The following is a 26594-nucleotide window of genomic DNA, read 5'->3' on the forward strand; positions in this document are numbered from 1 at the left end:
CCCCATATAATTTCGACTGCCTTGCCAACGGCTGTCGGACCATCCCTCCGAACTAGCGATTTGGCAAGCGGGGCAGGCGAAACGCTTGCGCAATGCAAGACGCATCACGATGTCTTTCCGAACCAGACGTCCCCGTTGGGGACTGCAAGAGCCGGGCCCCGCTACGCAACATCCATCCGCAGGTCCGTCTTCATGTGTCTCGGGCGTGTCCCATGTCCTCGCCCCGGGTGCTGTTCGATTGCGCAAGTCATGCCGCCTTTGCCCGTATGACTAAACAACATCGAGGAGCTCCCAGATGACGCTGTCCCGTCTTACGTCCATTTCCGCCGCCGCCGTGCTGTTCGCCGCCGGCGCCGCCGCCGCGCAAGCGGAAACCGTGAAGATCGCCATCGCTGGTCCGATGAGCGGCTCGGTCGCCCAGTACGGCGACATGGTGAAGGCCGGCGCGCTGACCGCGATCGAACAGATCAACGCGGCCGGCGGTGCGGGCGGCAACAAGTTCGAAGTGGTGCAGATGGACGACGCATGCGAACCGAAGCAGGCCGTCGCCGTCGCCAACAAGATCGTCAGCCAGAAGATCAAGTACGTGATCGGCCACGTGTGCTCGGGTTCGACGATCCCCGCATCCGACATCTACGAAAACGAAGGCATCGTGATGGTCACGCCGTCGGCCACCGCGCCGCAGCTGACGGAAGGCAAGAAGCGTCACTTCATCTTCCGCACGATCGGTCGTGACGACCAGCAAGGCCCGGCCGCCGCGCACTACATCATCAACAACGTGAAGCCGAAGAAGGTCGCGGTCCTGCACGACAAGCAGTCGTACGGCCAGGGCATCGCGTCGTCGGTGAAGAAGGACCTCGAAGCCGCGAAGATTCCGGTCGTCCTGTTCGAAGGCATCAACGCCGGCGATTCGGACTACTCGGCGATCATCACGAAGCTGAAGTCGCAAGGCGTCGATTTCGTCTACTTCGGCGGCTACCACCCGGAAATGGGCCTGCTGATGCGCCAGGCGCGCGAGCAGGGCGTGAAGGCCACGTTCATGGGGCCTGAGGGCGTGGGCAACAAGGACGTGACGGCGATCGCCGGCCCGGCTTCGGAAGGCATGCTGGTCACGCTGCCGGCCGACTTCTCGGCCGACCCGGCCAACGCGGCGCTGGTGAAGGCCTTCGCGGACAAGAAGCGCGACCCGAACGGCCCGTTCCAGATGCCGTCGTACGCAGCGGTGAAGATCATCGCCGACGCGATCGCAGGCGCGAAGACGACGGACCCGACGAAGGTCGCCGCGTACATGCACAAGACGACGTTCGACACGCCGATCGGCAAGGTCGCGTATGACGCACAGGGCGACCTGAAGGCGTTCAAGTTCGTCGTCTACACGTGGCACAAGGACGCGACGAAGACCGCCGCCAAGTAACAACGGAGTATCCGCCCCGCGCACCCGCTCTGCCCGTCACCCGGGCAGGGTGCGTGCGCATTTGGCCGTTGCGCGGCCAACGGGCGGCCCGAGACGACACCGTGCGTTGCGCGCGGCCGAACGCCGTGATCCGGCGACGGCACGCGACCCAGCGCCAACGGGAGCTTCCCGCACATGACTGACTTTTTTCCTCAATTCGCCCAGCAGCTGGTCAACGGCCTGACGCTGGGTGCGATCTATGCGCTGATCGCCATCGGCTACTCGATGGTCTACGGCATCATCGGCATGATCAACTTCGCCCACGGCGAGATCTACATGATCGGCGCGTACGTGGGCCTCGTGACCCTGACTGCCATCGGCATCTCCGCCGGCTATCCGCTGCCGCTCGTGCTCGGCGCCGCACTGATCGTGTCGGTGATCGTCACCGGCCTGTACGGCTTCGCGGTCGAGCGCGTCGCGTATCGGCCGCTGCGCGGCGGCCCGCGCCTCGTGCCGCTGATCTCCGCGATCGGCATGTCAATCTTCCTGCAGAACTACGTGCAGATCGGCCAGGGCGCGCGCGACGTGTCCGTGCCGATCCTGATCTCCGGCGCGTTCGACATCCATCTCGGCGGCGACTACGACGTGACGATTCCGTATGCGCGTCTCTTGATCGTCTGCGTGACGATCGTGCTGATGATCGCGCTGACGCTGTTCATCTCGCATTCGCGGATGGGCCGTGCCTGCCGCGCATGCGCTGAAGACATGAAGATGGCGAACCTGCTCGGCATCGACACGAACCGCGTGATCTCGTTCACGTTCGTGCTCGGCGCGATGCTGGCGGCCGTCGGCGGCGTGCTGATCGGGCTGACCATCGGCAAGCTGAATCCGTACATCGGCTTCGTCGCCGGCATCAAGGCGTTCACCGCCGCGGTGCTGGGCGGGATCGGCAGCATCCCGGGCGCGATGCTCGGCGGCGTGCTGCTGGGCCTTGCCGAGACCTTCGCCGCAGGCTACATGCCGGCCGAGTACAAGGACGTCGTCGCGTTCGGCCTGCTCGTGCTGATCCTGCTCTTCCGCCCGACCGGCCTGCTCGGCAAGTCGGACATCGAAAAGGTTTGAGGGAGACGCAGATGAGTCAAGTCATTTCCGTTCGCCGCCCGGCCGCCGACGCCTCGATCGGCCAGGCGCTGAAGAATGCCGCGGCCGCCGCGCTGCTGACGGCGATCCTCACGATTCCGGTGCTCGGCCTGCAGTTGAAGCTCGACGGCTATCAGGTGGTGCTCACGCCGCACTGGCGCCCGGTGTGGATCGCGGTCGCGGCCGTGTTCCTGTTCCAGTTGTTCAAGCCGTGGCTCGTGCGCGCGAAATCCGCGGTGAAGCTGCCGGCGATGCCCGCGATGGGCGCGCAGCAGCAGCGCGCGATCATCTGGGTGCTGCTCGCGGTCGGGCTCGTGTGGCCGTTCTTTGGTTCGCGCGGCGCCGTGGACGTCGCGACGCTCGCGCTGATCTACGTGATCCTCGGCCTCGGGCTGAACATCGTGGTCGGTTTCGCGGGGCTGCTCGATCTCGGCTATGTCGGGTTCTACGCGGTCGGCGGCTATACCTACGCGATGCTGAACCAGTATTTCGGGCTGTCGTTCTGGGAGTGCCTGCCGATTGCGGCGATCGCCTCGGCGACGTTCGGCTTCCTGCTCGGCTTCCCGGTGTTGCGTCTGCGCGGCGACTATCTCGCGATCGTCACGCTCGGCTTCGGCGAAATCATCCGCCTGCTTGCGAACAACCTGACGAGCCTCACGGGTGGCCCGGACGGCATCTCGAGCATTCCGAAGCCGACGGTGTTCGGCTTCGAGATGGCGCGCTCGGCGAGCGTCGAAGGCGCGAAGACCTTCCATGAACTGATCGGGCTGGAATACAGCGGCGAGCACATGGTGATCTTCCTGTACCTGATCGCGCTGGTACTGGTTGGCTTCACGCTGTTCGTGACGAGCCGCCTGATCCGCATGCCGATGGGGCGTGCGTGGGAAGCGCTGCGCGACGACGAGATCGCATGCCGTTCGCTGGGGCTGAACCCGACGCGCATCAAGCTGTCGGCGTTCACGCTCGGCGCGGCGTTCGCGGGCATCGGCGGCGCGTTCTTCGCCGCGCGTCAGGGCCTCGTGAATCCTGAATCGTTCACCTTCATCGAATCGGCGCTGATCCTCGCGATCGTCGTGCTCGGCGGGATGGGTTCGCAGCTCGGCGTGATTCTCGCGGCGATCCTGCTGACCGTGCTGCCGGAAGTCGCGCGCGGCTTCGCCGAGTACCGGATGCTGATCTTCGGTCTGGTGATGGTGTTGATGATGATGTGGCGTCCGCAGGGCCTGCTGCCCGCGAGCCGTCCCCACGTGGAGCTGCCGCAATGAGCGCGAATGCAGAACTGTTGAAGGTCGCCGGGCTGCAGATGCGCTTCGGCGGGTTGCTCGCGGTGGACGGCATCGATTTCGACGTGCGCCGCAACGAGGTGTTCGCGATCATCGGGCCGAACGGTGCGGGCAAGACCACGGTGTTCAACTGCGTCGGCGGCTTCTACAAGCCGACCGGCGGCGACGTCGTGCTCGACGGCCACGCGATCGCCGGGCTGCCGAGCCACAAGATCGCGTTGAAGGGCCTGGTGCGCACGTTCCAGAACATCCGCCTGTTCAAGTCGCTGACGGTCGTCGAGAACCTGCTCGTCGCGCAGCATCGCAAGGTGAAGTCGGGGATGCTGCACGGCCTGTTCGCGACGCCCGCGTATCGCCGCGCCGAGAAGGCAGCGCTCGAACGCGCGGCCGTCTGGCTCGACCGGATGGGGCTGACGTCGGTCGCCAACCGGCAGGCGGGGACGCTGTCGTACGGGCACCAGCGGCGTCTCGAGATCGCGCGCTGCATGATCACCGAGCCGCGTCTGTTGATGCTGGACGAGCCGGCGGCCGGTCTCAACCCGCAGGAGAAGATCGAGTTGCAGCATCTGATCGACAAGCTGCGCCACGAGTTCGGCGTATCGGTGCTGCTGATCGAACACGACATGAGCCTCGTGATGGGCGTGTCGGACCGCATCCTCGTGATGGAGCACGGCCGGCCGATCGTGATCGGCACGCCGGAAGCGGTCCGCAACGACCCGCGCGTGATCAAGGCGTATCTGGGGGAAGAGTGATGCTGAAGCTGGAACAGGTCCATACGCACTACGGCGCGGTCGAGGCGCTCGCGGGCGTGTCGATCGAGGTGAACAAGGGCGAGATCGTCACGCTGATCGGCAGCAACGGCGCCGGCAAGACGACGCTGATGATGACCGTGTGCGGCACGCCACGCGCATCGTCGGGCCGCGTGCTGTTCGAGGGCAACGACATCACCGCGATGTCGACGCACCAGATCATGCGGCAGGGGATGGCGATCTCGCCGGAAGGGCGGCGCGTGTTCCCGAGCCTGACGGTGCTCGAGAACCTGAAGATGGGCGGGTTCTTCGCGAGCCGTCATGAAATCGACGACGGCATCGAGCACGTCTTCAAGCTGTTTCCGCGCCTGAAGGAGCGCGCGGCGCAGCGGGCCGGCACGATGTCGGGCGGCGAGCAGCAGATGCTGGCGATCGGCCGTGCGCTGATGAGCAAGCCGCGCTTGCTGCTGCTCGACGAGCCGACGCTCGGCCTCGCGCCGCTCGTGATCGCGCAGATCTTCGACATCATCCGGACGATCCGCGACGAGGGCGTCACGGTGTTCCTGGTCGAGCAGAACGCGAACAAGGCGCTGGGCGTGGCCGATCGCGGCTACGTGCTCGAAACGGGACGCGTGGTGCTGGCGGACACGGGCGCGAACCTGCTCGCGAATGACCGGATCAAGCAGGCGTATCTCGGCGGTTGATGGAGAAAGCCGCCGGCCTGCAACGGGCCGGCGGCGCAGCCCATCATCTTGCAAGAAAAATGTCGCCGGATTTGCGTCATTCGTCGCAGATTCGGCGACATGGGCCCAGACGCGAATCGAACGAAAACGACGGCGTTGCACGACCCGCTTACGCGTGCAACGCGAGCCCCTTCACCGCCTTGTCCACGGCCTTCTTCGGCCCGTGCAACGCGAGGCCGACCAAATCCAGATTCTCCGCATCCTCGGCGCGAAACACTGCGCGGTTGGCCGCATCGTGCCCGGTTGAAAACATCGCGCGCACGTACGGCACGATCCTCACGTCGCGCGACAGCGCATGCCGGTGCGCGGCCTGCAGGCCGTTCAGGTCGGCCGCGAATACCAGCATCGGCTGGCCGAACATGCGGCCGTAGCGGTTGCCCGCCGCATCCTCGTACGGTTCGCCAAGCGCATCGGGCGCGCCGGCCGCGATGCCCGTCGCGAGAAAAGCGACGACATTGAGTTTCTGCCACGCCGCGAGATCGTCGCGCACGATCAGTGCCACTTTCGTATCGAACATGCTTGCTCCTCATTGGGGCACTCATGATCGGATGCCGCGTGCGATCAGTCTGGAACGTTTGTGCACATTTGCCGGTACGCGGCCGGCGTGATCCGGTACGCGCGGCGGAACCAGCGGCCCAGGTGGCTCTGGTCGGCGAAGCCGACATCGGCCGCGACCTGAGCGGGCGTGCGGCCGATCGCCAGCAGCCGGCGCGCGGCGCGCAGCCGCAAGCGCACCAGATACGCGTGCGGCGACGTGCCGAACGCGCGCTGAAACAGCCGGGTCAGCCGGAACCGGTCGATCCCGGCGACGCTGGCGAGTTCGTCGAGCCCGATGTTGCCGTCCATCCGCGCATGCAGCAGATCGCGCACGCGCGCGATCGCGGGCGGCACGACACCGCTTTCCAGCGCGAGCGGGCCGCGCAGTTCGCCGCCGAGCCGCGTCAGCAGGCGGTCGAGCGTCTGGTCGCGCGCGAGCCTGCCTTCGTTGCCGTGGATCGCCAGAAACGCTTGCCGGATCGTGTCGACGAGCGCGGGATCGTCGACCAGCGTATGGCCGAAAGCGGCCTCGACGCCACCCATGCCGGGAAGATTCAGCCGGCGCGCCGCGCGCTCGACCCATGCTTGCGGCAGGTACAGCATGCCGTAGGTGAAGCCGCCTGCTTCGGGCGCATGGCCGTCGTGCATCGCGCCTGGCTCGATCAGGATCGCGCGGCCGGGCACGCTCGTATGCAGCGACCGGCGGCACTGGAATTGCTGCACGCCCTGTTCGGTGAAGCCGACCAGCATGTCGTCGTGATCGTGTGCATCGTATGCATGGCCGTTGAAATGCGCGTGCAGGCTTTCGATGCCGGTCTCCTGATCGCGGCGCGCGACGAGCCAGTGGTCGGTCGTGCCGATGTCCTTTGCCGCTGTCGTCATCGAATGCCTCGCGCGTCGTTGTTGCGTGTCGGGCAGTGTACGCAGATCGCGTGATGCCGGTGGCAAACGCGGGCCGTTCGTCCGGCAATCGGGCGAGAAGCGGGGCGGGACCCCGGCGCGTGTCGCGACACGCGGCGTGGCGTGCATGCGCGGTTCATGCTTCGCTCGCCACCGCCTGCTCGTCACGCGCATATTGCGCCGGCGGCCGCCCGACATGCCGCGTGAACGCGACGCTGAAGGTGCTCGCGGAACTGTAGCCGACACGCCCCGCGATTTCGGCGATGCGGCCTTCGTTGCGGCGGAGCAGATCCTTTGCGAGCGCCATGCGCCACGTGAGCAGGTATTCCATCGGCGCGACGCCGACCGCGCGGCTGAAGCGTTCGAAGAACGTCGAGCGCGACAGCGCCGCTTCCTTCGCGAGTTCGACGACCGTCCACGGATAGGCGGGGCGCGCGTGCATGCCACGGATCGCGGCTGCCAGTCGATTGTCGGCGAGCCCGCGCACGAGGCCGGGCGACGCGTTCGTTTCGGTCGTGAACCGCAATGCCTCGATCAGCAGCACTTCCAGCAGGCGCGCCAGCACGATCTCGCGAGCGGGCCGCTGCGCGCGCGATTCGTCGCGCACCAGTTGCACGAGCGTGGTCAGCCGCGGTTCGCCGCGCACGTGCACGAATTGCGGCAGCAGCGACACCAGCAGCGCTGCGTCCGGCGAACCGAAGCTGCAGTTGCCGGCCATCATCCGCGTGTCGACCGGGTTGCCCGGATCGCCGATCCGGTATTCGCCGTTGTCGAGTGCGACCGGCGGCCCGGTTTCGACGCCCGGCGGCGGCGGTTCGAGGCTGGACATCGCGACGCCGTAGGCCGCCGGAATCAGCACGAAATCGCCGGGTAGCAGCTCGATCGGCGCGTGCCCGTCGATGGCGATCCGGCACCCGCCGTCGAGGATCGCGCAATAGAACGGCTCGCCGGCGACCGTGCGGTTGATCGACCACGGGCTCGCGCCGTGAACCGACTTGGAGTACCGCGCGCCTGGTTGCAGCAGCGTCACGACTTCGGTCAACGGGTCGATCATCGCCGGACTCTCGCAAAAGAAAATCGGATTTTCGATTGTAGCGAATACGGATCCGGCCATCTATCGTACGGACACATGCCCAACACATCCCAGGAGTTCGCATGAAGACCGTACTGATCACCGGCTGTTCCTCCGGCTTCGGCCTCGAGATTGCCCGCCATTTCCTGGCCCGCGACTGGCAGGTCGTCGCGACGATGCGCACACCGCGCGAGGACGTGCTGCCGCCATCGGAACGCCTGCGCGTGCTGGCGCTCGACGTGACGAACACGGACAGCATCCGCACCGCCATCGACGCGGCCGGCCCGATCGACGTGCTCGTCAATAACGCAGGCTTCGGCGCGGCCGCGCCGGCCGAGCTCACGCCGCTCGACACGGTGCGTGCGCTGTTCGAAACCAACACGATCGGCACGATCGCGGTGACGCAGGCCGTGCTGCCGCAGTTTCGCCGGCGTGGGGCCGGCGTGATCGTGAACGTCACGTCGAGCGTCACGCTGAAGGTGTTGCCGCTGGTCGGCGCGTACCGGGCCAGCAAGGCGGCGGTCAATGCGTTCACCGAATCGATGGCGGTCGAACTCGAACCGTTCGGCGTGCGCGCGCATCTCGTGCTGCCGGGCCGTGCACCCGACACGCGTTTCGGCGACAACGCGCGTGCGCACATGCATGGCTTCGAACACGAGGCGTATGCGGAGTTCGCCGGAAAGGCCGTCGCGAGGATGCTCGATGCGTCGGGGCCGATCACCCATGCGCAGGATGTTGCCGACGCCGTGTGGCGCGCGGCGACGGACCCGTCGAGCCCGATGCGCATTCCGGCCGGTGCCGATGCCGAAGCGTGGGCGGCCGAAACGCGCTGATCGATCGGGAATCCGTCGCGCCGGTCGCTCGAACCGGCGCGACGAATCGTACGATGCGGAGAAGGGCGTTACCGCGCGGCGGCGTTACAGCGCGCGTTCGATCGCCTGACCGAGCAGCGACAAGCCGAGATCGATCTCGTCCTCGCTGACGGTCAGCGGCGGCGCGATCCGGAACACGCCGCCCATGCCGGGCAACTGCACGATGTTCATGCTGAGCCCGAGGTTCATGCACTCGCGCGTGATCTTCGCGCCGAGGCCGTCCGCCGGCTCTTTCGTGCGGCGATCCTTGACGATCTCGACGCCGAGCAGCAGCCCGCGCCCGCGCACGTCGCCGATGCAGTCGAACCGCTCCATCAGGTCGAGCAGGCCGCGCCTGAGCCGGTCGCCCATCACGTTCGCGCGTGCGACGAGCCCGTCGCGCTGCACCACGTCGAGCACGCGCAGGCCGACGGCCGCGGGCAGCGGATCCGACACGTGCGTCGTATAGAACAGGTAGCCGAGTTCGTGCGCGCGTTCCTCGATCGCCGCGGACGTCACGATGGCCGCGAGCGGCAGCCCGGCGCCGAGCGTTTTCGACAGCGTCAGGATGTCGGGCGTCACGCCGTCGCGCTGGCACGCGAACATCGTGCCGGTGCGTCCGACGCCCGTCTGCGCCTCGTCGAGGATCAGCAGCATCCCGCGCGCCTCGCACTTGCGCTTGAGCGCCGCCATATAGCCGTCCGGCAGTTCGATGATCCCGCCCGAACTGAGGATCGGCTCCGCGATGAATGCCGCGAGGTTGCCGCTCGACTGGCGGTCGATCAGGTCGAACGCGTAGTCGAGTTCGGCAAGATAGTCGTACGCGCCGTTGCGCTCGAAGCGCGGCCGGTACGTGAATGGCGCCGGAATCGCGAATGAGCCGACGGCGGCCGGGCCGACACCCTTGCGGCCCGCGCTGTACGTGGCCGATGCGGCCGCGCCCGTCATCCCGTGCCACGACTGCGCGAAGCCGACGATCTCGTACTTGCCGGTGACGAGCTTCGCCATCCGGATCGCCGCTTCGTTCGATTCCGCGCCGGTGCTGAGCAGCAGCGCGCGGTCGAGCCCGGGCGGCGTGATGTCGGCGAGGCGCGTCGCGAGGTCGACGACGGGCCGCGACAGCATTCCGCTGAACAGGTGATCGAGCTTGCCCGCGTATTCGCCGATGACGGAGACGATCTCCGGATGGCAGTGGCCGAGCACCGCGCTCATCTGCCCCGACGTGAAATCGAGGATCGCGCGGCCGTCGGCGTCATAGACGAAGCTGCCCTTCGCGCGCTCGATGATCATCGGCTCGAACGTGCCGCCGTAGCGGACCAGGTGCTGCCTGGCGTTGCGCCAGAAGGTTGCGTCGTCGTTCAGGGACATCGGGCTTCTCCGGGCAAGGGGGCAGGGATCGCTTGCAGTCTAGGCGCGCGTCTGGTTTGATGGAAACGAATAGTTCTTATGCAAGGTAGAAAGGGGGCTAATACCTTGGGACGCTCGCTCGAAATCGACCTGCTGCGTTCGTTCGTCGTGATCGCCGAGGTGCGCGCGCTCAGCCGCGCGGCCGCGCGCGTCGGCCGGACGCAGTCCGCGCTCAGCCAGCAGATGAAGCGGCTCGAGGATATCGTCGACCAGCCGCTGTTCCAGCGCACTGGCCGCGGCGTGGTGCTGACGCATCCCGGCGAGCGGCTGCTCGTGCATGCGCAGCGCATCCTGCGGCAGCACGACGAGGCAATGGCCGACCTGTGCGGCACGGGGTTGACGGGGACGATCCGGTTCGGGTGCCCGGACGATTACGCGGAGGTGTTTCTGCCGCCGCTGCTGCGGCAGTTTTCGAGCCAGCATCCGCAGGCGATCGTCGAAATCGTATGCGGGCCGACGCCGCGGCTGCTCGAACAGCTCGAGAAACGCGCGGTCGATCTCGCGATGATTTCATTGCCGGACGATGGGGCGAACGACGACATCATTCGTCGCGAGCAACTGGTCTGGATCGGCTATCCGGGGCTGGAGCCCGCGCATTTCGATCCGCTGCCGCTCGCGCTGTCCGATCCCGATACGCTCGATCACATCGCGGCCTGCGACGCGCTGCATCGCGCCGGTCGCGATTACCGCGTCGCGTATGCGAGCAGCAGTCTCGCGGGGCTGATCGCGCTGGTGCGCTCGGGGCAGGCGTTCGCGGTGATGACGCAGACGGCCGTGCCGGCCGACCTGGCGATCGTCAACGGCGATCCGCGGTTGCCGCCGTTGCCGGCGGTGGGCATTACGCTGAGGTTCGACCGGAAACGGCCGTCGCATCTGACGGCGGCGTTCGCCGAGCATATCCGGGCCGTGTTGCCGATGCTGTGACGCGAAGTCGTCGCGCCGGAAACGCAGGCATCGACGCGGGATTCGAGACATCGACGTTTGCCGTCCATCTGACCGAGCGCTTCGTCCCGCATCGCCGAAGCAACAAAAAAACCCGCGAAGCCATGCGCTGTCGCGGGTTTTGCAAATGCACGAAACACGGAAAAACCGTATTTGGTGCCGACGGCGAGACTCGAACTCGCACAGCTTTCGCCACTACCCCCTCAAGATAGCGTGTCTACCAATTTCACCACGTCGGCACTGCAAGGGGCCGAATTGTAGCGTTACATCGCGCGTTTGTGAAGAGGGTGTGACACGGCGAGCGGATGCGTGAAAGCGATCCCGGTAGAATTCGGACGATCGGTCCGACGACCATCGCTACTGCCATCCGCTTTCTCCCCGTGACCACCACCCTCGAACAACTGCAGGCCGGCCAGCTGTCGGGCGCCCGGCAACTCAAGCTCGCGTGCGGGCTGACCGAATTTCCGCGCGAAATCTTCGATCTGGCCGACACGCTCGAAGTGCTCGACCTGTCCGGCAATGCGCTGTCGGCGCTGCCGGACGACCTGTCGCGGCTGCATCGCCTGCGCATCCTGTTCGCGTCCGGCAATCGCTTCACCGAATTTCCCGAGGTGCTCGGCACATGCGCCCAGCTCGACATGATCGGTTTCAAGGCGAACCGGATCCGCACGGTGCCGCGCCGTTCGCTGCCGCGCGCGCTGCGCTGGCTGATCCTGACCGACAACGAAATCGACGCGCTACCCGCCGAGATCGGCGATTGTTCGCGCTTGCAGAAGCTGATGCTCGCGGGCAACCGGCTGCGCACGTTGCCGCCCGAAATGGCCGCGTGCCGTGCGCTCGAACTGGTGCGGCTGTCGGCGAACCGGCTGGACGAACTGCCCGACTGGTTGCTGCGTCTGCCGCGTCTCGCGTGGCTCGCGTCCGCGGGCAATCCGTTCGGCACCGCGCTGGAATCGGCGGCTTCGGCCAAGCCGGGCGTCGCGGACATCGACTGGACGTCGCTCGCCCTCGATCGGAAGCTCGGCGAAGGCGCATCGGGTGTCATTTATCGCGCGCAGTGGCGGGTGGACGGCCAAGCGCCGCGCGCGGTCGCGGTCAAGCTGTTCAAGGGGGCCGTGACGAGCGACGGGCTGCCCGATTGCGAAATGGCCGCGTGCCTGCACGCCGGGCGTCACCCGAACATGATTCCGGTGATCGGCAAGGTGCACGGCCATCCGGACGGCACGCACGGCCTCGTGATGGAACTGGTCGATCCGGCGCTGACGAACCTCGCCGAGCCGCCGAGCTTTGCGTCCTGCACGCGCGACGTCTATGCGGCCGATGAGCGATTCGCGCCGGCCGAGGCATCGCGGATCGCGCTCGGCATCGCGTCGGTGGCTGCGCATCTGCACGCGCGCGGCATCATGCACGGCGACCTGTACGCGCACAACATCCTGCACGACGGCAAGGGCGGCGCGCTGCTCGGCGATTTCGGCGCGGCGTCGGTCTACGACGTGAACGACCGCGTGCGCGCGGCGCGGCTCGAACGGCTGGAAGTCAGGGCGTTCGGCCATTTGCTCTGTGAGTTGCTGGCGCGATGCGAGCCGCGTGCGTGGGAAGGTTCGCACGTACTCGACGCGCTGGCCGCCGCCTGCCTGAACGAGGAGATCGACGCACGGCCGTCGTTCGGCGAGATTGCGGCCACGCTGGCCGTCAAGGGCTGACGGTTCCGATCACGCCGCGGCGCCGGCCGTCGCCGTGCGGACGCTTACGCCTGCCGTGCGGTCAGCAGCTTGATCCCGAGGCCAACGAACAGCAGCCCGCTGGCGCGCTTGGCCGCGCGTACCCACGGGCTGACGCCGATACCACGATGGAGCCGGCGCACGCCGAACGAATAGACGCTGTGCACGACGACGACGGTGCATGCGATCGTCACATACATCACGACGAACTGCATCGCGAGCGGGCGACCGTGTGCGATGAACTGCGGCATGAACGCCGACAGGAAGATCATCGTCTTCGGATTGCTGCCTGACACGAACAGCGCTTCGCGGAACAGCTTCCTGCGGTCGGGCTCGACGATCTCGGCCCGGCCGTCGGGCGAGCGTGCGTTGCGGTCGCCGCGCAGTTGCCGGACGCCCAGCAACATCAGGTACGCGGCGCCGACGACCTTCATCGCGATGAATAGCGGCGGCATCGCGGCCAGCACCGCGCCGACGCCGAGCGCGACGAGCATGACCACCGCGCCTTGTGCGACGAGGTTGCCCGCGATCGTCGCGGCGGTGCCGCGCGAGCCGTAGCGCACCGTGTTGCGGATGACGAGCAGCACGTTGGGGCCCGGCGACAGCGTCGTCGCGAGATAGGCGGCGGCAAACAGCATCCAGGTCTGAATGGACATGCGTTGCTCCGGGAGGGGGTTCCGGCGGTCGGGATGAAGCGATGATGCCACGCCAAAATGACGCGGACCGCCGCCGGAACCGGCGCGGCGCGTCAGCGTGTGTCGCGCACGCAGTATGCGGCGATCGACGACGGCGAATCGATCGCCGAAGGCCGCGTCATCCACGCGATCCACGCCGCCCATAACCCGCAGGCGATCAACACGGCGACGTTCAGCGGCGTCCGGTAGCGGACGATCAGGCTGGCCAGCGGCACGCGTTCCTTGCTCATGTGCGTCTCCTTCGGTCGATGCGGTTGCGGCGTTACTGGCCGGTGTAGGAGGGCGCCTTCGCGTCGCAGGTCACGGACACCGTCGCGCCGTCGGCGAAATGCAGCCGCAGCGGTACCTTCGTGCCGGGCGCGACGGGCTGGCGCGGTTCCTCCAGCATCACGTGATAGCCCTTCGGCCTGAACGTCACCGTGCCGTGCGCGGGCACGTCGACCGCTTCGACGTGAACCATTTTCGCGGTGCTGCCGGCCGTCTGCGTTTCGTGCATCATCGCCATCCCGAACGCGGGCGTATCGATGCCCGTGAGCGTGACGGGCTTGTCGCCGTCGTTCTTCAGCGTGAAATAACCGGACGACGGCACCGTCGCCGGCATCGTACGGATCCAGCATGCATCGGCCTGAACGGCCGATGCGGCGAACGTGGCGGGCGCCTGCAGCGCCAGCAATGCGAACAGCAGGCTGGTCGGAATCGAGCGTTTCATCGAGTGTGTTCCTGATCGGGTAGGGAAGATCGCCACGCGGGCATCGTGTGCGTTACTTCAGCGTGAACGTGTAGTGGCCCTGCGTGCGATGCCCGTCGGTCGCCACTGCAACCCAAGCGACCGTGTACGTGCCCGGCGTCAGGTTCGCCAGCTCCACATGCATCCGCTTCCGGTTGCCGGCGTCGATGGCGGCTTTCCCGTCGACGACCGACTGTCCATGGCTGTCGGTGACGGCGATCGAACTGAATGCGGGTTCGAGCGTTTCGCTGAAGTCGATCGTGACCGCGTGCGGCGCGCTCGACAGCGTGGCGTCGGCGGCGGGTTGCAGGTTTTTCGGGTGTGCGTGCGCGTGAGCGGCCTGTGCGACGACGAAGCCGAGTGCGACGAGTGCGCCGCGGACGAAAGCAGTGGTTTTCATGACGGGATGATCCGGTTGGAAATGACAAGGAGAACGATGCATTCGACGAATGGTCGCGCGGGCGAGCGCACGCACGGCACGATGCCTCGAGCAATACGGTCGAACATGAGATCGTCCTTCGAAACGTGACACGGCATGCACGCGCGGCGCGCGTGCTCACGGCGTGATGCGCGAGGGCATCACGCGCGGTGACGACGAATCAGGACGCGAACGGCGGGGCGCGTGGTTGCGCGGCCGTGAGCGGCAGCGTGCGGCGCAGGCTTTCGAAGCGGGTTGCTTCGCGATGCTGGAGCGGGTGGAAGTTGGCCGCGAACGTCAGTTCGGGCGCGGGCAGGGCGGGTGTATGGGCGAGCAGGCTGCAATAGCCGCAAGCCTGCAGATGGGCCTGCAGGCTTTTCGACGACGCATCGCCGGCATGGTTGCCGCCCGCCGGCCCGGCCGTGCAGTAACCGGCAAGGAGCGAGTCGACGCGGTCTTGCGTTGTCAGCGCCTGCGAGATCGTCGGCGCGAGCGTTGTCATCAGGATGGCGAGCATCCCGATCAGACTGACGATCTTCCGGAAACGACGGCTCAGCATGCGATGCGCGGGGCGGGGTATGAACGGCGATGGAGCGGATTATGCCACGCACCCGCCACGAGGGCATGCGGGCACGCGGATACCGGGCATGACGCGCGGCACGCTTACGCGTGCTTCGCGAGATATTTCGTGATCAGCGTCATCTGCGCGGCCCAGCCTTGATCGTTCATCTCGCGAGCCTTTGCGCGGCGCGCTTCGATCAACTGGTCGAAGCCCGTTTCGCTGATCGTCAGCAGCGTGCCGCCGTTCGCTTCGGCGAGTGAGAACGTGACGAGCGTCATCGGCTCGGACGCGTAATCGAAGTTCGGATCGATCGCGAACGGGTGCCAGTGAAAGGAGAATCGGTGCATCGGCTCGACGCGATCGACGACGATCTCGAACACGGTGCCGGCATACGGCTCCTGTGCCCGGGCGACGTCGTCGTCGACGCGCGTCGGCGTGATGCGGCCGAACAGCGGCCGGTCGGCGACGAACGGCCCGTCGAACGTCACGCCGAACCAGATGCCGAATTCCCCGGCATTGCTGACGGCTTCCCAGACGCGCGCCAGCGGCGCGGCGAGCAAGGCTTGTTTCTCGATGCGATCGGTGGACTGGGTCATCACGTTCTCCAGGCGGGCATCCTTGCCGCGGGACGGCGCACGCGCGCTCGCCGCGTTCAGTCGATCATCACCGCGTCGGGCACGTCGAGCACGACATCCGAGGTCGCTACGGCCACGCACGGCAGCGTATAGCCGTCGGCCTTTTCCTCGCGGCTCAGACCCGGCCATTCGATCGTATAGCGTACGCTGCCGCTGACGATCCTGCACAGGCAGCTTCGGCACGTGCCGTTGCGGCACGAGCGCGGCAGCCTGACGTGCGCGAACGCGGCGGCCTCGAGCAGCGTCAGCGAATCGGGGGCGTCGAACGTCGCGTCGAGCGGCTCGATGCGTACGAGAGGCGGGTGGTCGGGATCGGTCATGGGGCGAAGCGGGTGCCGGCGCGGCGGCAAGACAAGGCAAGGCAAGCGCCAAGCATACCCGAAGGCGGCGCGGCCGGCGCCCGTCGGGCAGCCGGCGCGGGACGTCAGTGTCGGCGCAGGTAGCGGTACACGGTATTGCGCGCGAGCCCAAGCTCCCGCGCGGCTGCCGATACGTTGCCGCCGTGCCGCGCGAGCACCGCGTCGATCACCGCGGCCTGGTGGCTCTGCAGTGTCGTCGCTTCGCGCGTGTCGGCCGGTGCGGCCTGTGCCGCCGGTGTGTCGTCGCAGTCGAGCCAGAAATCGTCGGGCAGGTGCGCGAGCGTGATTTCGGCTTCGTCTTCGGCGAGCATGCCGGCCGTGCGCAGCACGTTGGTCATTTGCCGCAGGTTGCCGGGCCAGCGGTGCCGCATGAACGCGTCGAGCACGTCGGTCGCGAGGCGGCTCGGCATCGGCTCGCTGCGACCGAGCCGCGCGAGGATCCGCTCGACCAGTGCCGGCAGGTCGGTGCGCGCGGCGAGCGGCGGCAGTGTGACCGCGAGCCCGTTGATCCGGTAGAACAGGTCTTCGCGGAACGTGCCTTCGGCGATCATCGCACGCAGGTCGCGGTGGGTCGCGCAGACCACGCGCACGTCGACCGGCACCGCGCGTGCGCCGCCGAGCGGCATCACCGCGCGCTCCTGCAGCACGCGCATGAGCCTGACCTGCTGCGCGAGCGGCATGTCGCCGATTTCGTCGAGAAACAGCGTGCCGCCGTCGGCCTGCGCGATCTTGCCGGGGCTGCCGCGCTTGCGCGCACCGGTGAAGGCGCCGTCCTCGTAACCGAACAGTTCGGCCTCGATCAGCGAATCCGGCAGTGCCGCGCAGTTGACCGCGACGAACGGGCCGTCCGCGCGCGGCGATGCCTGGTGCAGCGCACGCGCGAGCCATTCCTTGCCGGTGCCGGTCTGGCCGAGGATCAGCAACGGCAGATCGCGTCCACGAATTTTCGCGACGCGTTCGAGCACGGCGGCCATCCGCGCATCGCCGGTGTCGAGCGTCGCGAACGTGATCGCGTCGGGGTCCGGAGCCCGCATGCGCACGGCGGGCGCGGGCGGCGTGACGGCGACGGCCGTCTTGTGCGCTTCCGCGAATTCGCAGCGTGCGAGCACGCGCACGCCGGTCGACAGCGTGAGGCTGAACGGTGCGCCGGGTGCGCGGGCTGCCTGCTGCGCGAGCTGGCCGAAGCGCATGCCGAACAGCGCATCGCAGCCTTGATGCTGCAACGCATCGAAGGTCGCGCCGAGCTGGAATTGCGCGCTGCGGTTCGCGGCGATCAGCCCGCCGTCGGGGCCGAATGCGACGAGGCCGGCGAACAGCGAGTCGACGCAGTCCTCGTGGGCGTGGAAGCGTAGCCGCAGTGCTTCCGCGCACTGGTTCGCGAACAGATGGTTCTCGATCAGCTGCGCGGACATCCGCACGAGCGCGAGCGTATGGGAGCTGAAGCCGCGCGGATCGCCGCTCACGTCGAGCGTGCCGAGCGTGCGGCCGAACGAGTCGATGATCGGCGCACACGAGCAGGTGAGGATATGGTTCGCGCGCAGGAAGTGCTCCGACCCGTGCACGGCGACCGCCTGGCCCGATGCGAGCGCGGTGCCGATCGCATTGGTGCCGCGTGCGCCTTCGGCCCACGACACGCCGGTGCACAGCGCGACGCGGTTCGCCTTTTCGATGAAGTCCGCGTCGCCGATGCTGTGCAGGATCACGCCGTCGGCGTCGGTGAGCAGCACGAGGCTTTGCGTGTCGGCGATCTGCGCGTGGAGGTTCTCCATCACCGGGCGCGCGTGTGCGAACAATGCGTGGTTCGTGTCGAGCAGTTCGCGCAGCGCGAGCCGCGACAGCGGCGAGAAATCGGGTTGCTCGTTGGCGCGCAGGCCGATCGCGGTCGAACGGGCATGCGCCTGCGCGAGCAGGTCGTTGCGGCCCGCGGTGGCGGGCAGCACGAAAGATTGAGGCATGTCTTGTCTCCTGTCGGCCCCAGTTGGCGCTTCAGCGCTTACTGGGGCTCCATGCTTCGCGGTCGCCCCGCCTTGACGCTGTGCGCCGCACCATCCGCCACCCGGGCCGCCGCTATCGATATCGCCTCATCATACAAGCGCCGCACGCGTTGTGCGACTGCGTACAAAAACCCCTTGCTTTTAAGCGCCCGCATGCAATGATGAAAGTGGAACGCGCACGCGCCGTGTTCCGCATCGCAACATGCATGCGACGTGACATGCATCCGTTCGGGAGACGCATCATGGTTCGGACGGAACTGAGAGTCGTGCTGGCGGCCATCGCCACCTTCATCATGCTGGGCGGCATCGCCGTCGCGATCCACGGTCTGTTGTTCGACCTGAGCGACGCGGTGCAATACGGGGCGGCCGCGATCGCGGTAGGCGCCACGACCGCCGCGATCGCACTGAACATCTGGCCCACCGATCCCCACTGACGCCACCCGGCAAACGGTGCCGGATGTCGCGCTGGTCTGATGAAAATACGCGTCGGAACGCCGCACATCGCAAAATTTGCCTCCTGCGCGAAACCGTCTAAAGTGGAATGCAACCGGCATGCGGTGTCCGCGCCATACCCCGTGGATCCTGCCTCTGCCGGCGAGCCCGCGTAAATTTTCGTCCGGCCGGTAGCGGACGATGGACGCGGTCATTTGCTTTCTACCGGACAAGGCGGCTCCCATGCAGATTCATTTCACGAATGAGAAGCCCGAATATTCGGGGCGCGACCTGATGCTTGGTTTCACGGCGCTGGTCAATGGCGAGCGCGTTCAATGTCAGATCACCGCCGAGGCGCTGGAGGATCATTTCGGTGCGGCATCGCCGCGCTTCGAGGACATGGTCGGTGCGTACGATCAGCACCGCGAGCGTATCGAGGCGGCCGCACGGCGGTTGCTGTCCGAGACGCGCGCGCAATGCGTGACGCTGCGCAGCGGCTACGTGCGCTTCTACGAAGCGAACTGGCGCTGAGCCGGACGACCGGGCAGCGACGGAGCGGGCGCCGGATACCGGCGCCCGTGTCATATCGGCGCATGCTCGTCCCGTAGCGCGCTCGCCCGGAGCGGTGCGCGGCGCGATTCGAGCATCGTGCGGCGCACTGGCGTGCCCGCGTTCCGTTTCGCTCAATCCGCCCCGCCAAGCACATACGCGCCGCCGGTTGGGCCGTTCGTGCGCGCGATGCGTGCGAAGCCCGTGTCGGCGAGGTGCATGCCCGCAATCAGCAAGTTATCCGAAGCGACTTCGGCGAGCGTGGCCGCGCGCGTCGATGATGCCTGAGACGGATCGTGATCGAACGCGATCGACACGTCGGGGCGCGCAACCTGAATCGGCGCGAAATGCACGAGATCGCCCCAGATCAGCAGGCGCTCGCCGCGCGATTCGACGCGATAGCCGGTGTGGCCGGGCGTGTGCCCCGGCAGCGGGACCGCGACGATACCGGGCAGCACGTCGCCTGCCTCGATGGTGCGTAGATGCGCGCGATACACGTCGAACGTGCGCCGCGCGATCCGGACATTGACGCGTGCGCGCTCGTTTGCCCGCTCGTACATGGCGTCGTCCAGCCAGAACGCACGTTCCCGTTCGTGAATGAGCACCTCCGCTTGCGGAAAGGCCGGATGTGCGTCCGTGTCCAGGAGGCCGCCGATGTGATCCGGATGCGCATGCGTCAGCAGGACCGTGTCGATGTCGCGTGCATCGATGCCGGCTTGCGACAGCGACGGACGCAGCAGGCCGCCCCAGTTCCGGATGCCGCCGGCGCCGGTGTCGACGAGCACGGTGCGCCCGTTCCCGCGTATCACGTAGCAGTTGATGTTGACGTCGGACGGCGCGTGTATGCCGGCCCGGTGCATGATGCCGGTCGCGTCGTCGACGTCGATGTTCGACAGCAGGTCGAGGCCGGCCGTCAGCGTGCCGTCGCTGATCGCGATCACTGTGAAATCGCCGATCTGGCGACGCGGGAAGGAAGGGAGTTGAACAGGCGTGCTCACGGGTCAATGTCGGGCGTGAAGGTGAGTGGTGTCGTAGCCGAAGCAGCGGATGCGTGCGACGAATCCGGTGTGGCGAAGAATCTCGCGATCCAGTTCGGTCATGAACCGGTCCATCAGTTCAGGGATGCGAAATGACGAGGTGCGAAAGCGGATCTCCGCGCTGACCGGATGTCCGCAGCCGTGCCGGACCGGGACGTACGCGACGTGGACCGTGCCGGGTGCGGCGCTCAGCACGTCGGTGCAGAGCCTCTCGCAGGCCGACGACAACGCGTCGAGCGCCGTGCTGGCCGGCATGCTCGCCTCGGGAATCAAGATCGTGACGCTGGGCATGGTCGGGCTCCGGTCAGCGTGCGGTTGCCGACGTCGGTGTGCTGACGAGTGGGTCACCCATCGGTGCATAGAGCCGGATCGCGGCATCGGACCCGAGCCGAGCCCGATCGTGCGTGAGGACGGCCAGCCAGCGCGCGGCCGGCCGCCGATCCAGCGCGACCGCATGCATGGCCGTGGCTGCGATCGCTGCTCGCGCGAACGGGGCGGGGTCGTCGCAAACGGCCAGCCATTGATGGCCGGAGACGGCCGGCGCGGGGGCCGCGCAGTCGTAGACGTTGCGGCGCCACTCGACGATGTGCGGCTGCCAGCGCGCGAAATTGCCGCCGCCCTTGTCGCGATACTCGGCCGACGTCAGCACGTCCGGGCCGTCGATCGTATGCAGCGCGAGGTAGACGGGGCCGTCGCCGCCGAGTGCGCGAAAGCGTTGCGACGTGCGGAAGCCGGATACGGAGATGAGCGCCGGCAGTTTGTCGCGGCTGTAGAAGTCGTTCCACTCGGCTTCGACGGCGGGCTCGGCGATGCTGCATTCAACGGCATAGATCATGGTTTCTCCACGGGGGCGAGCGGCCTTCGGGGCCGATGGCTGCTCGACGGGTTGAGTTTTTGTCATGATAATGAGCCGATGGACGGCAGAAAAACGATGATTCGTCACCGTTCAATGACATTTGATCAAGCCATGACCGACGACGGTCGGACCGGGAGCAATCGTGACGCGACGCAGGATTCCGAGCAATTCGGCATTGATGGCATTCGAGGCCGCGGCGCGGCATGGAAGCTTCGCGCGCGCCGCCGACGAACTGGCGTTGACGGAAGGCGCGATCAGCCGGCAGATCGGCCGGCTGGAGACGTTCCTGGGTGTCGCGCTGTTCGAGCGGGTCGGCAACCGCGTGCGGTTGGCGCCGAACGGCGTGCGCTACGCGGCGCAGGTTCGCGAAGTGCTGGACCGGCTCGAGCGCGACAGCCAGTACATGATGGGGCAGCCCGGCGACGGCGGCAGCGTCGATATCGCCGTGACGCCGACATTCGCGACGCGCTGGCTGATTCCGCGGCTCAAGGGACTCCAGACGCAGCATCCGAACATCACGGTGCATTTCGCCGATCGCGCGGAGCCGTTCGTGCTGGCCGGCAGCGGTTTCGATGCGGCGATTCACTTCGAGCATCCGGCCTGGGCCGGCATGCATACGTACCGGTTGTGCGAGGAGGTGCTGGTGCCGGTCTGCCATCCGTCGCTGCTCGCGGCCGGGCAGCCAGACGTATTGCTGGGCACGCTGCCGCGCCTGCACAAGCGCCAGACGCCTGATGCGTGGTCGGCGTACGTGCAGGAGACGGGGCTGCCGGTGAACAATCCGGCCGCCGGCGCACGCTACGATCTTTACTCGATGCTGATCGCGGCGGCGCTCGCCGGGCTCGGCGTCGCGCTGGTGCCGCGCCTCTATGTCGACGCCGAGATCGCGCAAGGGTTGCTCGCGGCGCCCTGGCCCGACGGGCGGGGCGTGGTGAAGCGCTTCTGTCTCGTGTTGCCCGAGGCGCTGGAACTGGGCGAGGGGCCGTTGCAGACCTTCGCGCGCTGGGTGCTCCGGCAGGCGGAGGTTTGACCGGCGCTCGCTTGCACCACCCCGCGTAGCCAAAACGAGAACAAAACGAAAACGCCACCCGAAGGTGGCGTTTTCGTTTCATCTTGCAGCGCACAGGGGCGCGCGTGCGTCACTCGCTGCCGAGATAGAAGAAGCGGAACAGGAACACGGCCGCGATGATCCACACGATCGGCTTGACCGTGCGGGCCTGGCCCGTCAGCAGCTTCAGGCCGCCGTATGCGATGAAGCCGAACGCGACGCCGTTCGCGATCGAGTAAGTGAACGGCATCAGCAGCGCGGTCAGCGCGGCCGGCACGGCTTCGGTCGCATCGTCCCACGGCACCTCGACCATCTCGCGCAGCATCAGGCACGACACGTACAGCAGTGCCGGTGCCGTGGCGTAGGCCGGCACGACGCCAGCGAGCGGCGCGATGAACAGGCATGCGAGGAACAGCACGGCGACGGTGATCGCCGTCACGCCCGTGCGGCCGCCGGCCTGCACGCCCGACGCGCTTTCGATGTACGCGGTGGTCGACGACGTGCCGAGCAGCGAGCCCGCGACGATCGCCGTGCTGTCGGCAAGCAACGCCTTGTTCAGGCGGTTCATCTTGCCCTCGACGAGCAGGCCCGCGCGGTTCGCGACGCCCATCAGCGTGCCGGTCGCGTCGAACAGTTCGACGAGGAAGAACACGAGGATCACGTTGATGATGCCGGTCGACAGCGCGGCGCCGATGTCGAGCTTGAACAGCGTCGCGTCGATCGACGGCGGCGCGGAGAACACGCCGTGGAACTGGTTGTCGCCGAAGAAGAACGACAGGATCGTGACGCCGATGATGCCGATCAGGATCGCGCCGCGCACGCGCAGGTGGTCGAGCGTGACGATCGTGAAGAAGCCGATGATCGCGAGGATCGTATCGTGCTTGTGCAGGTCGCCGAGCGTGACGAGCGTGGCGGGGTTGCCGACGATCACACCCGAGGTCTTCAGCGAGATGATGCCGAGGAACAGGCCGATGCCGGCGGTGATCGAGATGCGCAGCGATTTCGGAATGCCGTTGACGATCGCCTCGCGCACGCGGAACAGCGTGACGAGCAGGAACAGGCAGCCGGAGATGAACACCGCGCCGAGCGCGGCCTGCCACGTGAAGCCCATCCCCTTGACGACCGTGTACGCGAAATACGCGTTCAGGCCCATGCCGGGCGCGCAGGCGATCGGGTAGTTCGCGTACAGCCCCATGATCATCGACGCCAGCGCCGCGACGAGGCAGGTCGCGACGAACACGGATTCCTTGGGCATGCCGGCATCGCCGAGGATCGCGGGGTTGACGAAGATGATGTAGGCCATCGTCAGGAACGTGGTGACGCCCGCGAGTATTTCGGTGCGGAAGTCGGTGCCGGCTTCGTCGAAGCCGAAATACCGCTTGATGGATTCCATGAAGGCGTTTCTCCGGTCGGGTTGTCGTGTTGCTTGTTGTTCGTGCCGAATTGTTGTAAGGCAGCGCGAGGCCGGCGTACTGTAACCAGCCACTATTGCGACGCTATCGGCGGATTGTAATAGCGCGGATAGCTCGGACGATATAGTTGCGGGGCACGATCGGCAGCGTTCGCGCGAACGGCTGGACAGGCCGGCCGCGCGAGGAAGGCGCGCATTTTACCGGTTCGGACGAGGCGGGCAGGTAGAAACGATGGAAACGATTCGACGACGGGCGGGCCGTGTCGGCCGATGCGGGCGCAACGGCATGATCGACATGCGGGGGGCTGCCGCAACGCGACGGCATGCGACTGCAATGGCACGCCCGCACGAGGGGCGAACGCAGGACGGACGCAATACGTGCGCGAGCGCGCGCATGACCGGCGCGGGTGCGCGGCGGCATGCAGCAGCCATTCGCCAGTCCTGGCGGTTGCAGATATCGGGCTATCCTGCGCCGAAGCCGTCGCGTCCGCAACTGTCATTTCGCGGTGCGCGCCCGACTGTGGTTTCTGTGTAAAAGATTGCAAGACGTCATCGCGTTAACCGGCAAGTGTTTCTAGGATAGATACACCGCGCGCACACGCCGGCCAGATGTTGCCGACGCGGGGGAGTCGCAGTCCGTGCAGGCCGGGCGGTGAAGCGCGGTGACGGTCGTTGCGCATTCGGGCAGGCGCGACCGGTTGCGATTGCCCGATGCGGGTTCGCCCGTCATCACGGAGGTCAGCATGTTGAACTGGATCAGCCGTTGGGCGATGCGGCACGCCCCCACGCCGGAAAAAACCGCTGCATCGATGCTCGTGACGGCGCGCATGGAACTGTTCGCAGCCGAACAGCGCGTCATCGATGCGAAATTACAGGCGGATTACTGGCGTACGCGGGTGTCATTTCTCGAGGAGGTGCAAAAGCAAGGCATCGACCCGTGGGTGACCTCGCAGGCGGCGCAACGCCCCGACCTCGATTCCACGCCTCGCAGCACGGGCCCGCGTCTCGCCGCCAGCACCTGATGCACGTGATGCATGTGAGGGTTGCGCACGGCGCGCGATCGCACGCGGCACGCACGTGCGTGCCGCGTCATTCGATGCGCACCCGCGACGCGTTGCGTCGCGGGTGCGTCCGTTTCCGCATACGGTGATTCCGCGCGTTCCGGCATCCCCGCCGCGCGCGTGAGCGCGCATCGTCAATCCCGTCTTCGCCATCGTCCGGCGAGCAAACGTTGCATTCGCGCGAGCGTGCGTCTCAGCCGTTCGCCGCGCCTCACGTACGCCGTCGTGATCGACGCTTCGGCCGGCCGGTCGTCATCGGTGCCGAGCCAGATGCGATCGCCGCGCGCGATGCGCAGCACGTCGCCGGGTTGTACCCAGTAGTCGTCGACGCTCGGCGGCCGCGTGATCCACAGCGGTGCGCCGTGCGCGCGAATTTCCGCATCGCTTGGCGCGCGCCAGGTCAGTGTCGTGCGCGGCGCGACCGCGAAGCGGATCACGACGGTCGGTAACGCGATCGCACCGACGCGGCGCGAATCGGGACGGTCGAACAACGGGCTTGCCTGGTCCATCGTCTGCTCCATTCGTTGAGCCGGACGGATGACGCGCACCAGAACAAAAAGGCCTCATCCGTTTCCGGTGAGGCCTTGTGTGACATGCGGTACTGCTCGGATGCTAACGCACAAGCGCCTCCCGTGATCCATTCTTTCGAATGTTCACCGGGCAATGATTCGCGATGGCGATGAGCTTGAACGTAGGCATGCGAACGAGTTTGTCGATGTCGTACGGCGTTGTCAACGACTATTTTCGAGATTTGCGACGATCACGCGTCGCGCTGGGCGAGGCCGTTGACGAGCAGTTCGGACAGCAGGCCGGTCATCCCGTTCGGATGGGTGGCGGCGCGTGCCTTCAGCTGTTCGACGAGTTCGGCGTTGAGCTTGCACGCGAACGGCACGAGACCCTGTTCCTGGTCGAGCTTGCGCTGCGCGCGGCGGTCGAGCTTCGCTGCGTCCTCGGCAGCCTTGCCGAAGCGGGCGGAGCTGGACTGCTTCATCGCGTGCGTCAGCTTGAGCGCCTTGTTCTTTTCTAGATCGGTTTTCTTCATGGCCATCGCGGCACCTCCGGGAAATGAAGCCGCGATTGTACGCATTTCGGCCGGCGCCCCGCCAAAACTGTCGCGGACCCGCTTGCGGACGCGGTCACGCGCCCTTCGTCGTGCCCCAGTTGCCGCCATGCGCGGCCGCTTGCGCGGCCGGCGAGCGCGCCAGATACGCAAGCGCCTGCTCGGTCGAGCCTTCGTGGTGCGGCGTATAGCCCGGCTTGAAATAGCGCAACGCCGCGCCGATCACTTTCCAGAACGACGGCAGGTGCCCGCGTCGAGAACCCTTCCACCACGACAGCACGAAACCCGGGTAGCGGCCGGCGGCGGGATCTCGCCGGTACATGAATTTCGCGCCGCTCGTGATGAAGTAGAGCAACAGCACGATCACGAACGCCATGTGCACGCAGCGCTCCGGATAGTTGCCGCCCATGTGGTTGTAGATGTCGAACGCGACGGTCCGGTGTTCGACTTCCTCCGCGCCGTGCCAGCGCAGCAGGTCGACCATCGTCGGGTCGGCACGGCCTTCGTCGAGCCCGTGCGCATTGAGCACCCAGTTGCCGAGATAGCCGAAGAAATGTTCGAGCGATGCGATCACCGCGAGCTGCTGACGCAGCCAGAAACGCGTATGGCCGATCTTCAGCCCGAACGGCGCTTCGCCCAGCACGCGCGTAAACAGCCAGTTCAGCTTCTGCGTGAACGGCTTCGTGTCGATCCCGTGCCGGTCGTAGTAATGCTTGAGCACGCCGCCGTGCGAGCGCGAATGCACGGCTTCCTGGCGCAGGAAGCCTTCGGCTTCGTCGCGCAGGCGCGCATCGGTGATGTTCGGCAGTGCCTTGTTGTACACGCGGCAGAACCACAGTTCGCCCTCCGGGAACAGCAGGTTCAGCGTGTTGATGATGTGCGTGCTGCCCGGGTCGTTTGGCACCCAGGTGATCGGCGTGTCGCTGAAGTCGAACTTCACGTGCCGGGCCTTGATCTTGTGATAGTCGGCGGTAGAGGTCATCTGTGTCTCCGTTTCCGTGCGGCGCGCCGC

General features: G+C 66.8%; 31 protein-coding genes and 1 tRNA gene. 12 read left to right on the plus strand and 20 right to left on the minus strand.

All coding sequences use genetic code 11. The features are described 5' to 3' along the window. The first annotated feature begins 295 nt into the window (after positions 1-295). The 5 genes from ACT2FV_RS01030 (at position 296) to ACT2FV_RS01050 (ending at position 5269) form a co-directional block, all read left to right on the plus strand. A complete protein-coding gene (locus ACT2FV_RS01030) occupies positions 296-1414 on the plus strand; it encodes a branched-chain amino acid ABC transporter substrate-binding protein (RefSeq protein WP_059534285.1) in 1119 nt (372 codons plus the stop codon). A gap of 174 nt (positions 1415-1588) precedes the next feature. Then, the gene (gene livH, locus ACT2FV_RS01035) at positions 1589-2515 is read left to right on the plus strand and encodes a high-affinity branched-chain amino acid ABC transporter permease LivH (RefSeq protein ID WP_124622061.1); all 927 of its coding nucleotides are present in this window, start codon (positions 1589-1591) and stop codon (positions 2513-2515) included. 11 nt (positions 2516-2526) lie between these two features. Continuing rightward, complete coding sequence (locus ACT2FV_RS01040; RefSeq protein WP_059447699.1) at positions 2527-3798, plus strand: high-affinity branched-chain amino acid ABC transporter permease LivM; 1272 nt, start codon at positions 2527-2529, stop codon at positions 3796-3798. Continuing rightward, the gene (livG, locus tag ACT2FV_RS01045; protein WP_444502994.1) at positions 3795-4568 is read left to right on the plus strand and encodes a high-affinity branched-chain amino acid ABC transporter ATP-binding protein LivG; all 774 of its coding nucleotides are present in this window, start codon (positions 3795-3797) and stop codon (positions 4566-4568) included. The genes ACT2FV_RS01040 and livG overlap by 4 nt, the downstream gene beginning before the upstream one ends. Next, on the plus strand, positions 4568-5269 hold the full coding sequence (locus ACT2FV_RS01050; RefSeq protein ID WP_006484776.1) for an ABC transporter ATP-binding protein: 702 nt from the start codon (positions 4568-4570) through the stop codon (positions 5267-5269). Before livG ends, ACT2FV_RS01050 begins: the two co-directional genes overlap by 1 nt. Positions 5270-5417: 148 nt before the next feature. On the opposite strand, the gene ACT2FV_RS01055 is transcribed toward ACT2FV_RS01050, so the two are convergent. The 3 genes from ACT2FV_RS01055 to ACT2FV_RS01065 form a co-directional block, all read right to left on the minus strand. Further along, on the minus strand, positions 5418-5825 hold the full coding sequence (locus ACT2FV_RS01055) for a DUF2000 family protein (protein ID WP_444502995.1): 408 nt from the start codon (positions 5823-5825) through the stop codon (positions 5418-5420). A 44-nt stretch (positions 5826-5869) separates the two neighbouring features. Continuing rightward, complete coding sequence (locus tag ACT2FV_RS01060; RefSeq protein WP_444502996.1) at positions 5870-6727, minus strand: AraC family ligand binding domain-containing protein; 858 nt, start codon at positions 6725-6727, stop codon at positions 5870-5872. Between the two features lie 154 nt (positions 6728-6881). After that, positions 6882-7859 (minus strand): AraC family transcriptional regulator, encoded by a 978-nt coding sequence (locus ACT2FV_RS01065; protein ID WP_174906523.1) that lies wholly within the window; start codon positions 7857-7859, stop codon positions 6882-6884. A 41-nt stretch (positions 7860-7900) separates the two neighbouring features. Here ACT2FV_RS01065 and ACT2FV_RS01070 point away from each other — a divergent pair, with 41 nt between their 5' ends. Beyond that, the gene (locus tag ACT2FV_RS01070; RefSeq protein ID WP_444502997.1) at positions 7901-8650 is read left to right on the plus strand and encodes an SDR family oxidoreductase; all 750 of its coding nucleotides are present in this window, start codon (positions 7901-7903) and stop codon (positions 8648-8650) included. Positions 8651-8734: 84 nt separating this feature from the next. Here the strand turns inward: ACT2FV_RS01070 and ACT2FV_RS01075 are convergent, their stop codons facing one another. After that, on the minus strand, positions 8735-10036 hold the full coding sequence (locus tag ACT2FV_RS01075; RefSeq protein WP_124622052.1) for an aspartate aminotransferase family protein: 1302 nt from the start codon (positions 10034-10036) through the stop codon (positions 8735-8737). Positions 10037-10114: 78 nt separating this feature from the next. Here ACT2FV_RS01075 and ACT2FV_RS01080 point away from each other — a divergent pair, with 78 nt between their 5' ends. Continuing rightward, a complete protein-coding gene (locus tag ACT2FV_RS01080; RefSeq protein WP_185633725.1) occupies positions 10115-10999 on the plus strand; it encodes a LysR family transcriptional regulator in 885 nt (294 codons plus the stop codon). Between the two features lie 172 nt (positions 11000-11171). Here the strand turns inward: ACT2FV_RS01080 and ACT2FV_RS01085 are convergent. Then, positions 11172-11256, minus strand: a tRNA-Leu gene (locus tag ACT2FV_RS01085). Between the two features lie 141 nt (positions 11257-11397). On the opposite strand from ACT2FV_RS01085, the gene ACT2FV_RS01090 reads away from it, so the two are divergent. Further along, complete coding sequence (locus tag ACT2FV_RS01090) at positions 11398-12720, plus strand: leucine-rich repeat-containing protein kinase family protein (protein WP_444502998.1); 1323 nt, start codon at positions 11398-11400, stop codon at positions 12718-12720. 44 nt (positions 12721-12764) lie between these two features. Here ACT2FV_RS01090 and ACT2FV_RS01095 read toward each other — a convergent pair whose 3' ends face one another. From ACT2FV_RS01095 to ACT2FV_RS01130, 8 genes are all read right to left on the minus strand, one after another. Next, the gene (locus ACT2FV_RS01095) at positions 12765-13394 is read right to left on the minus strand and encodes a LysE family translocator (RefSeq protein ID WP_444502999.1); all 630 of its coding nucleotides are present in this window, start codon (positions 13392-13394) and stop codon (positions 12765-12767) included. 92 nt (positions 13395-13486) lie between these two features. Beyond that, entirely contained in the window at positions 13487-13663 is a 177-nt protein-coding gene (locus ACT2FV_RS01100) for a hypothetical protein (RefSeq protein ID WP_170296371.1), read from the minus strand. Between the two features lie 32 nt (positions 13664-13695). Further along, positions 13696-14142, minus strand: coding sequence for a copper chaperone PCu(A)C (locus ACT2FV_RS01105; protein ID WP_444503000.1), 447 nt, complete (start codon positions 14140-14142; stop codon positions 13696-13698). 52 nt (positions 14143-14194) lie between these two features. Then, positions 14195-14560 (minus strand): copper homeostasis periplasmic binding protein CopC, encoded by a 366-nt coding sequence (gene copC / locus ACT2FV_RS01110; protein ID WP_151047533.1) that lies wholly within the window; start codon positions 14558-14560, stop codon positions 14195-14197. A gap of 199 nt (positions 14561-14759) precedes the next feature. Further along, entirely contained in the window at positions 14760-15137 is a 378-nt protein-coding gene (locus tag ACT2FV_RS01115; RefSeq protein ID WP_151047530.1) for a DUF2946 domain-containing protein, read from the minus strand. 104 nt (positions 15138-15241) lie between these two features. Further along, positions 15242-15736: an SRPBCC family protein gene (locus ACT2FV_RS01120; protein ID WP_444503001.1), complete on the minus strand. Its 495-nt coding sequence runs from the start codon at positions 15734-15736 to the stop codon at positions 15242-15244. A 56-nt stretch (positions 15737-15792) separates the two neighbouring features. Beyond that, entirely contained in the window at positions 15793-16095 is a 303-nt protein-coding gene (locus tag ACT2FV_RS01125) for a 2Fe-2S iron-sulfur cluster-binding protein (protein WP_444503002.1), read from the minus strand. A 104-nt stretch (positions 16096-16199) separates the two neighbouring features. Then, complete coding sequence (locus ACT2FV_RS01130; RefSeq protein ID WP_124622039.1) at positions 16200-18089, minus strand: sigma-54-dependent Fis family transcriptional regulator; 1890 nt, start codon at positions 18087-18089, stop codon at positions 16200-16202. Between the two features lie 197 nt (positions 18090-18286). Between ACT2FV_RS01130 and ACT2FV_RS01135 the strand changes: the two genes are divergently transcribed. Continuing rightward, the gene (locus tag ACT2FV_RS01135; RefSeq protein WP_239007203.1) at positions 18287-18562 is read left to right on the plus strand and encodes a DUF2964 family protein; all 276 of its coding nucleotides are present in this window, start codon (positions 18287-18289) and stop codon (positions 18560-18562) included. A 241-nt stretch (positions 18563-18803) separates the two neighbouring features. Then, entirely contained in the window at positions 18804-19091 is a 288-nt protein-coding gene (locus ACT2FV_RS01140) for a DUF1488 family protein (protein WP_014898618.1), read from the plus strand. A 152-nt stretch (positions 19092-19243) separates the two neighbouring features. Here the strand turns inward: ACT2FV_RS01140 and ACT2FV_RS01145 are convergent, their stop codons facing one another. Genes ACT2FV_RS01145 through ACT2FV_RS01155 form a run of 3 tightly spaced genes read right to left on the minus strand, consistent with a single transcriptional unit; the run spans position 19244 to position 20981 of the window. Further along, positions 19244-20107 (minus strand): MBL fold metallo-hydrolase, encoded by an 864-nt coding sequence (locus ACT2FV_RS01145; RefSeq protein WP_444503003.1) that lies wholly within the window; start codon positions 20105-20107, stop codon positions 19244-19246. 3 nt (positions 20108-20110) lie between these two features. Then, positions 20111-20437, minus strand: coding sequence for a hypothetical protein (locus ACT2FV_RS01150; protein WP_444503004.1), 327 nt, complete (start codon positions 20435-20437; stop codon positions 20111-20113). Positions 20438-20450: 13 nt separating this feature from the next. Then, the gene (locus tag ACT2FV_RS01155; protein WP_444503005.1) at positions 20451-20981 is read right to left on the minus strand and encodes a sugar ABC transporter; all 531 of its coding nucleotides are present in this window, start codon (positions 20979-20981) and stop codon (positions 20451-20453) included. Between the two features lie 199 nt (positions 20982-21180). On the opposite strand from ACT2FV_RS01155, the gene ACT2FV_RS01160 reads away from it, so the two are divergent. Beyond that, positions 21181-22032 carry a LysR substrate-binding domain-containing protein gene (locus tag ACT2FV_RS01160; RefSeq protein WP_444503886.1) on the plus strand — a complete coding sequence of 284 codons (852 nt, stop codon included), beginning with the start codon at positions 21181-21183 and terminating at the stop codon, positions 22030-22032. Positions 22033-22141: 109 nt separating this feature from the next. On the opposite strand, the gene ACT2FV_RS01165 is transcribed toward ACT2FV_RS01160, so the two are convergent. Further along, entirely contained in the window at positions 22142-23443 is a 1302-nt protein-coding gene (locus tag ACT2FV_RS01165; RefSeq protein ID WP_059600185.1) for an NCS2 family permease, read from the minus strand. A 761-nt stretch (positions 23444-24204) separates the two neighbouring features. On the opposite strand from ACT2FV_RS01165, the gene ACT2FV_RS01170 reads away from it, so the two are divergent. Then, on the plus strand, positions 24205-24483 hold the full coding sequence (locus ACT2FV_RS01170; protein ID WP_006480752.1) for a hypothetical protein: 279 nt from the start codon (positions 24205-24207) through the stop codon (positions 24481-24483). Between the two features lie 173 nt (positions 24484-24656). On the opposite strand, the gene ACT2FV_RS01175 is transcribed toward ACT2FV_RS01170, so the two are convergent. The 3 genes from ACT2FV_RS01175 to ACT2FV_RS01185 form a co-directional block, all read right to left on the minus strand. Further along, positions 24657-25031: a DUF2917 domain-containing protein gene (locus ACT2FV_RS01175; RefSeq protein ID WP_059600333.1), complete on the minus strand. Its 375-nt coding sequence runs from the start codon at positions 25029-25031 to the stop codon at positions 24657-24659. Between the two features lie 251 nt (positions 25032-25282). Continuing rightward, positions 25283-25570 carry a hypothetical protein gene (locus ACT2FV_RS01180; protein ID WP_059600184.1) on the minus strand — a complete coding sequence of 96 codons (288 nt, stop codon included), beginning with the start codon at positions 25568-25570 and terminating at the stop codon, positions 25283-25285. 88 nt (positions 25571-25658) lie between these two features. Then, entirely contained in the window at positions 25659-26564 is a 906-nt protein-coding gene (locus tag ACT2FV_RS01185; protein WP_059600183.1) for a metal-dependent hydrolase, read from the minus strand. Positions 26565-26594: the final 30 nt, after the last annotated feature.

It is taken from the genome of Burkholderia sp. PR2 (genome assembly GCF_052372875.1).
Taxonomy (GTDB): Bacteria; Pseudomonadota; Gammaproteobacteria; order Burkholderiales; family Burkholderiaceae; genus Burkholderia; species Burkholderia diffusa.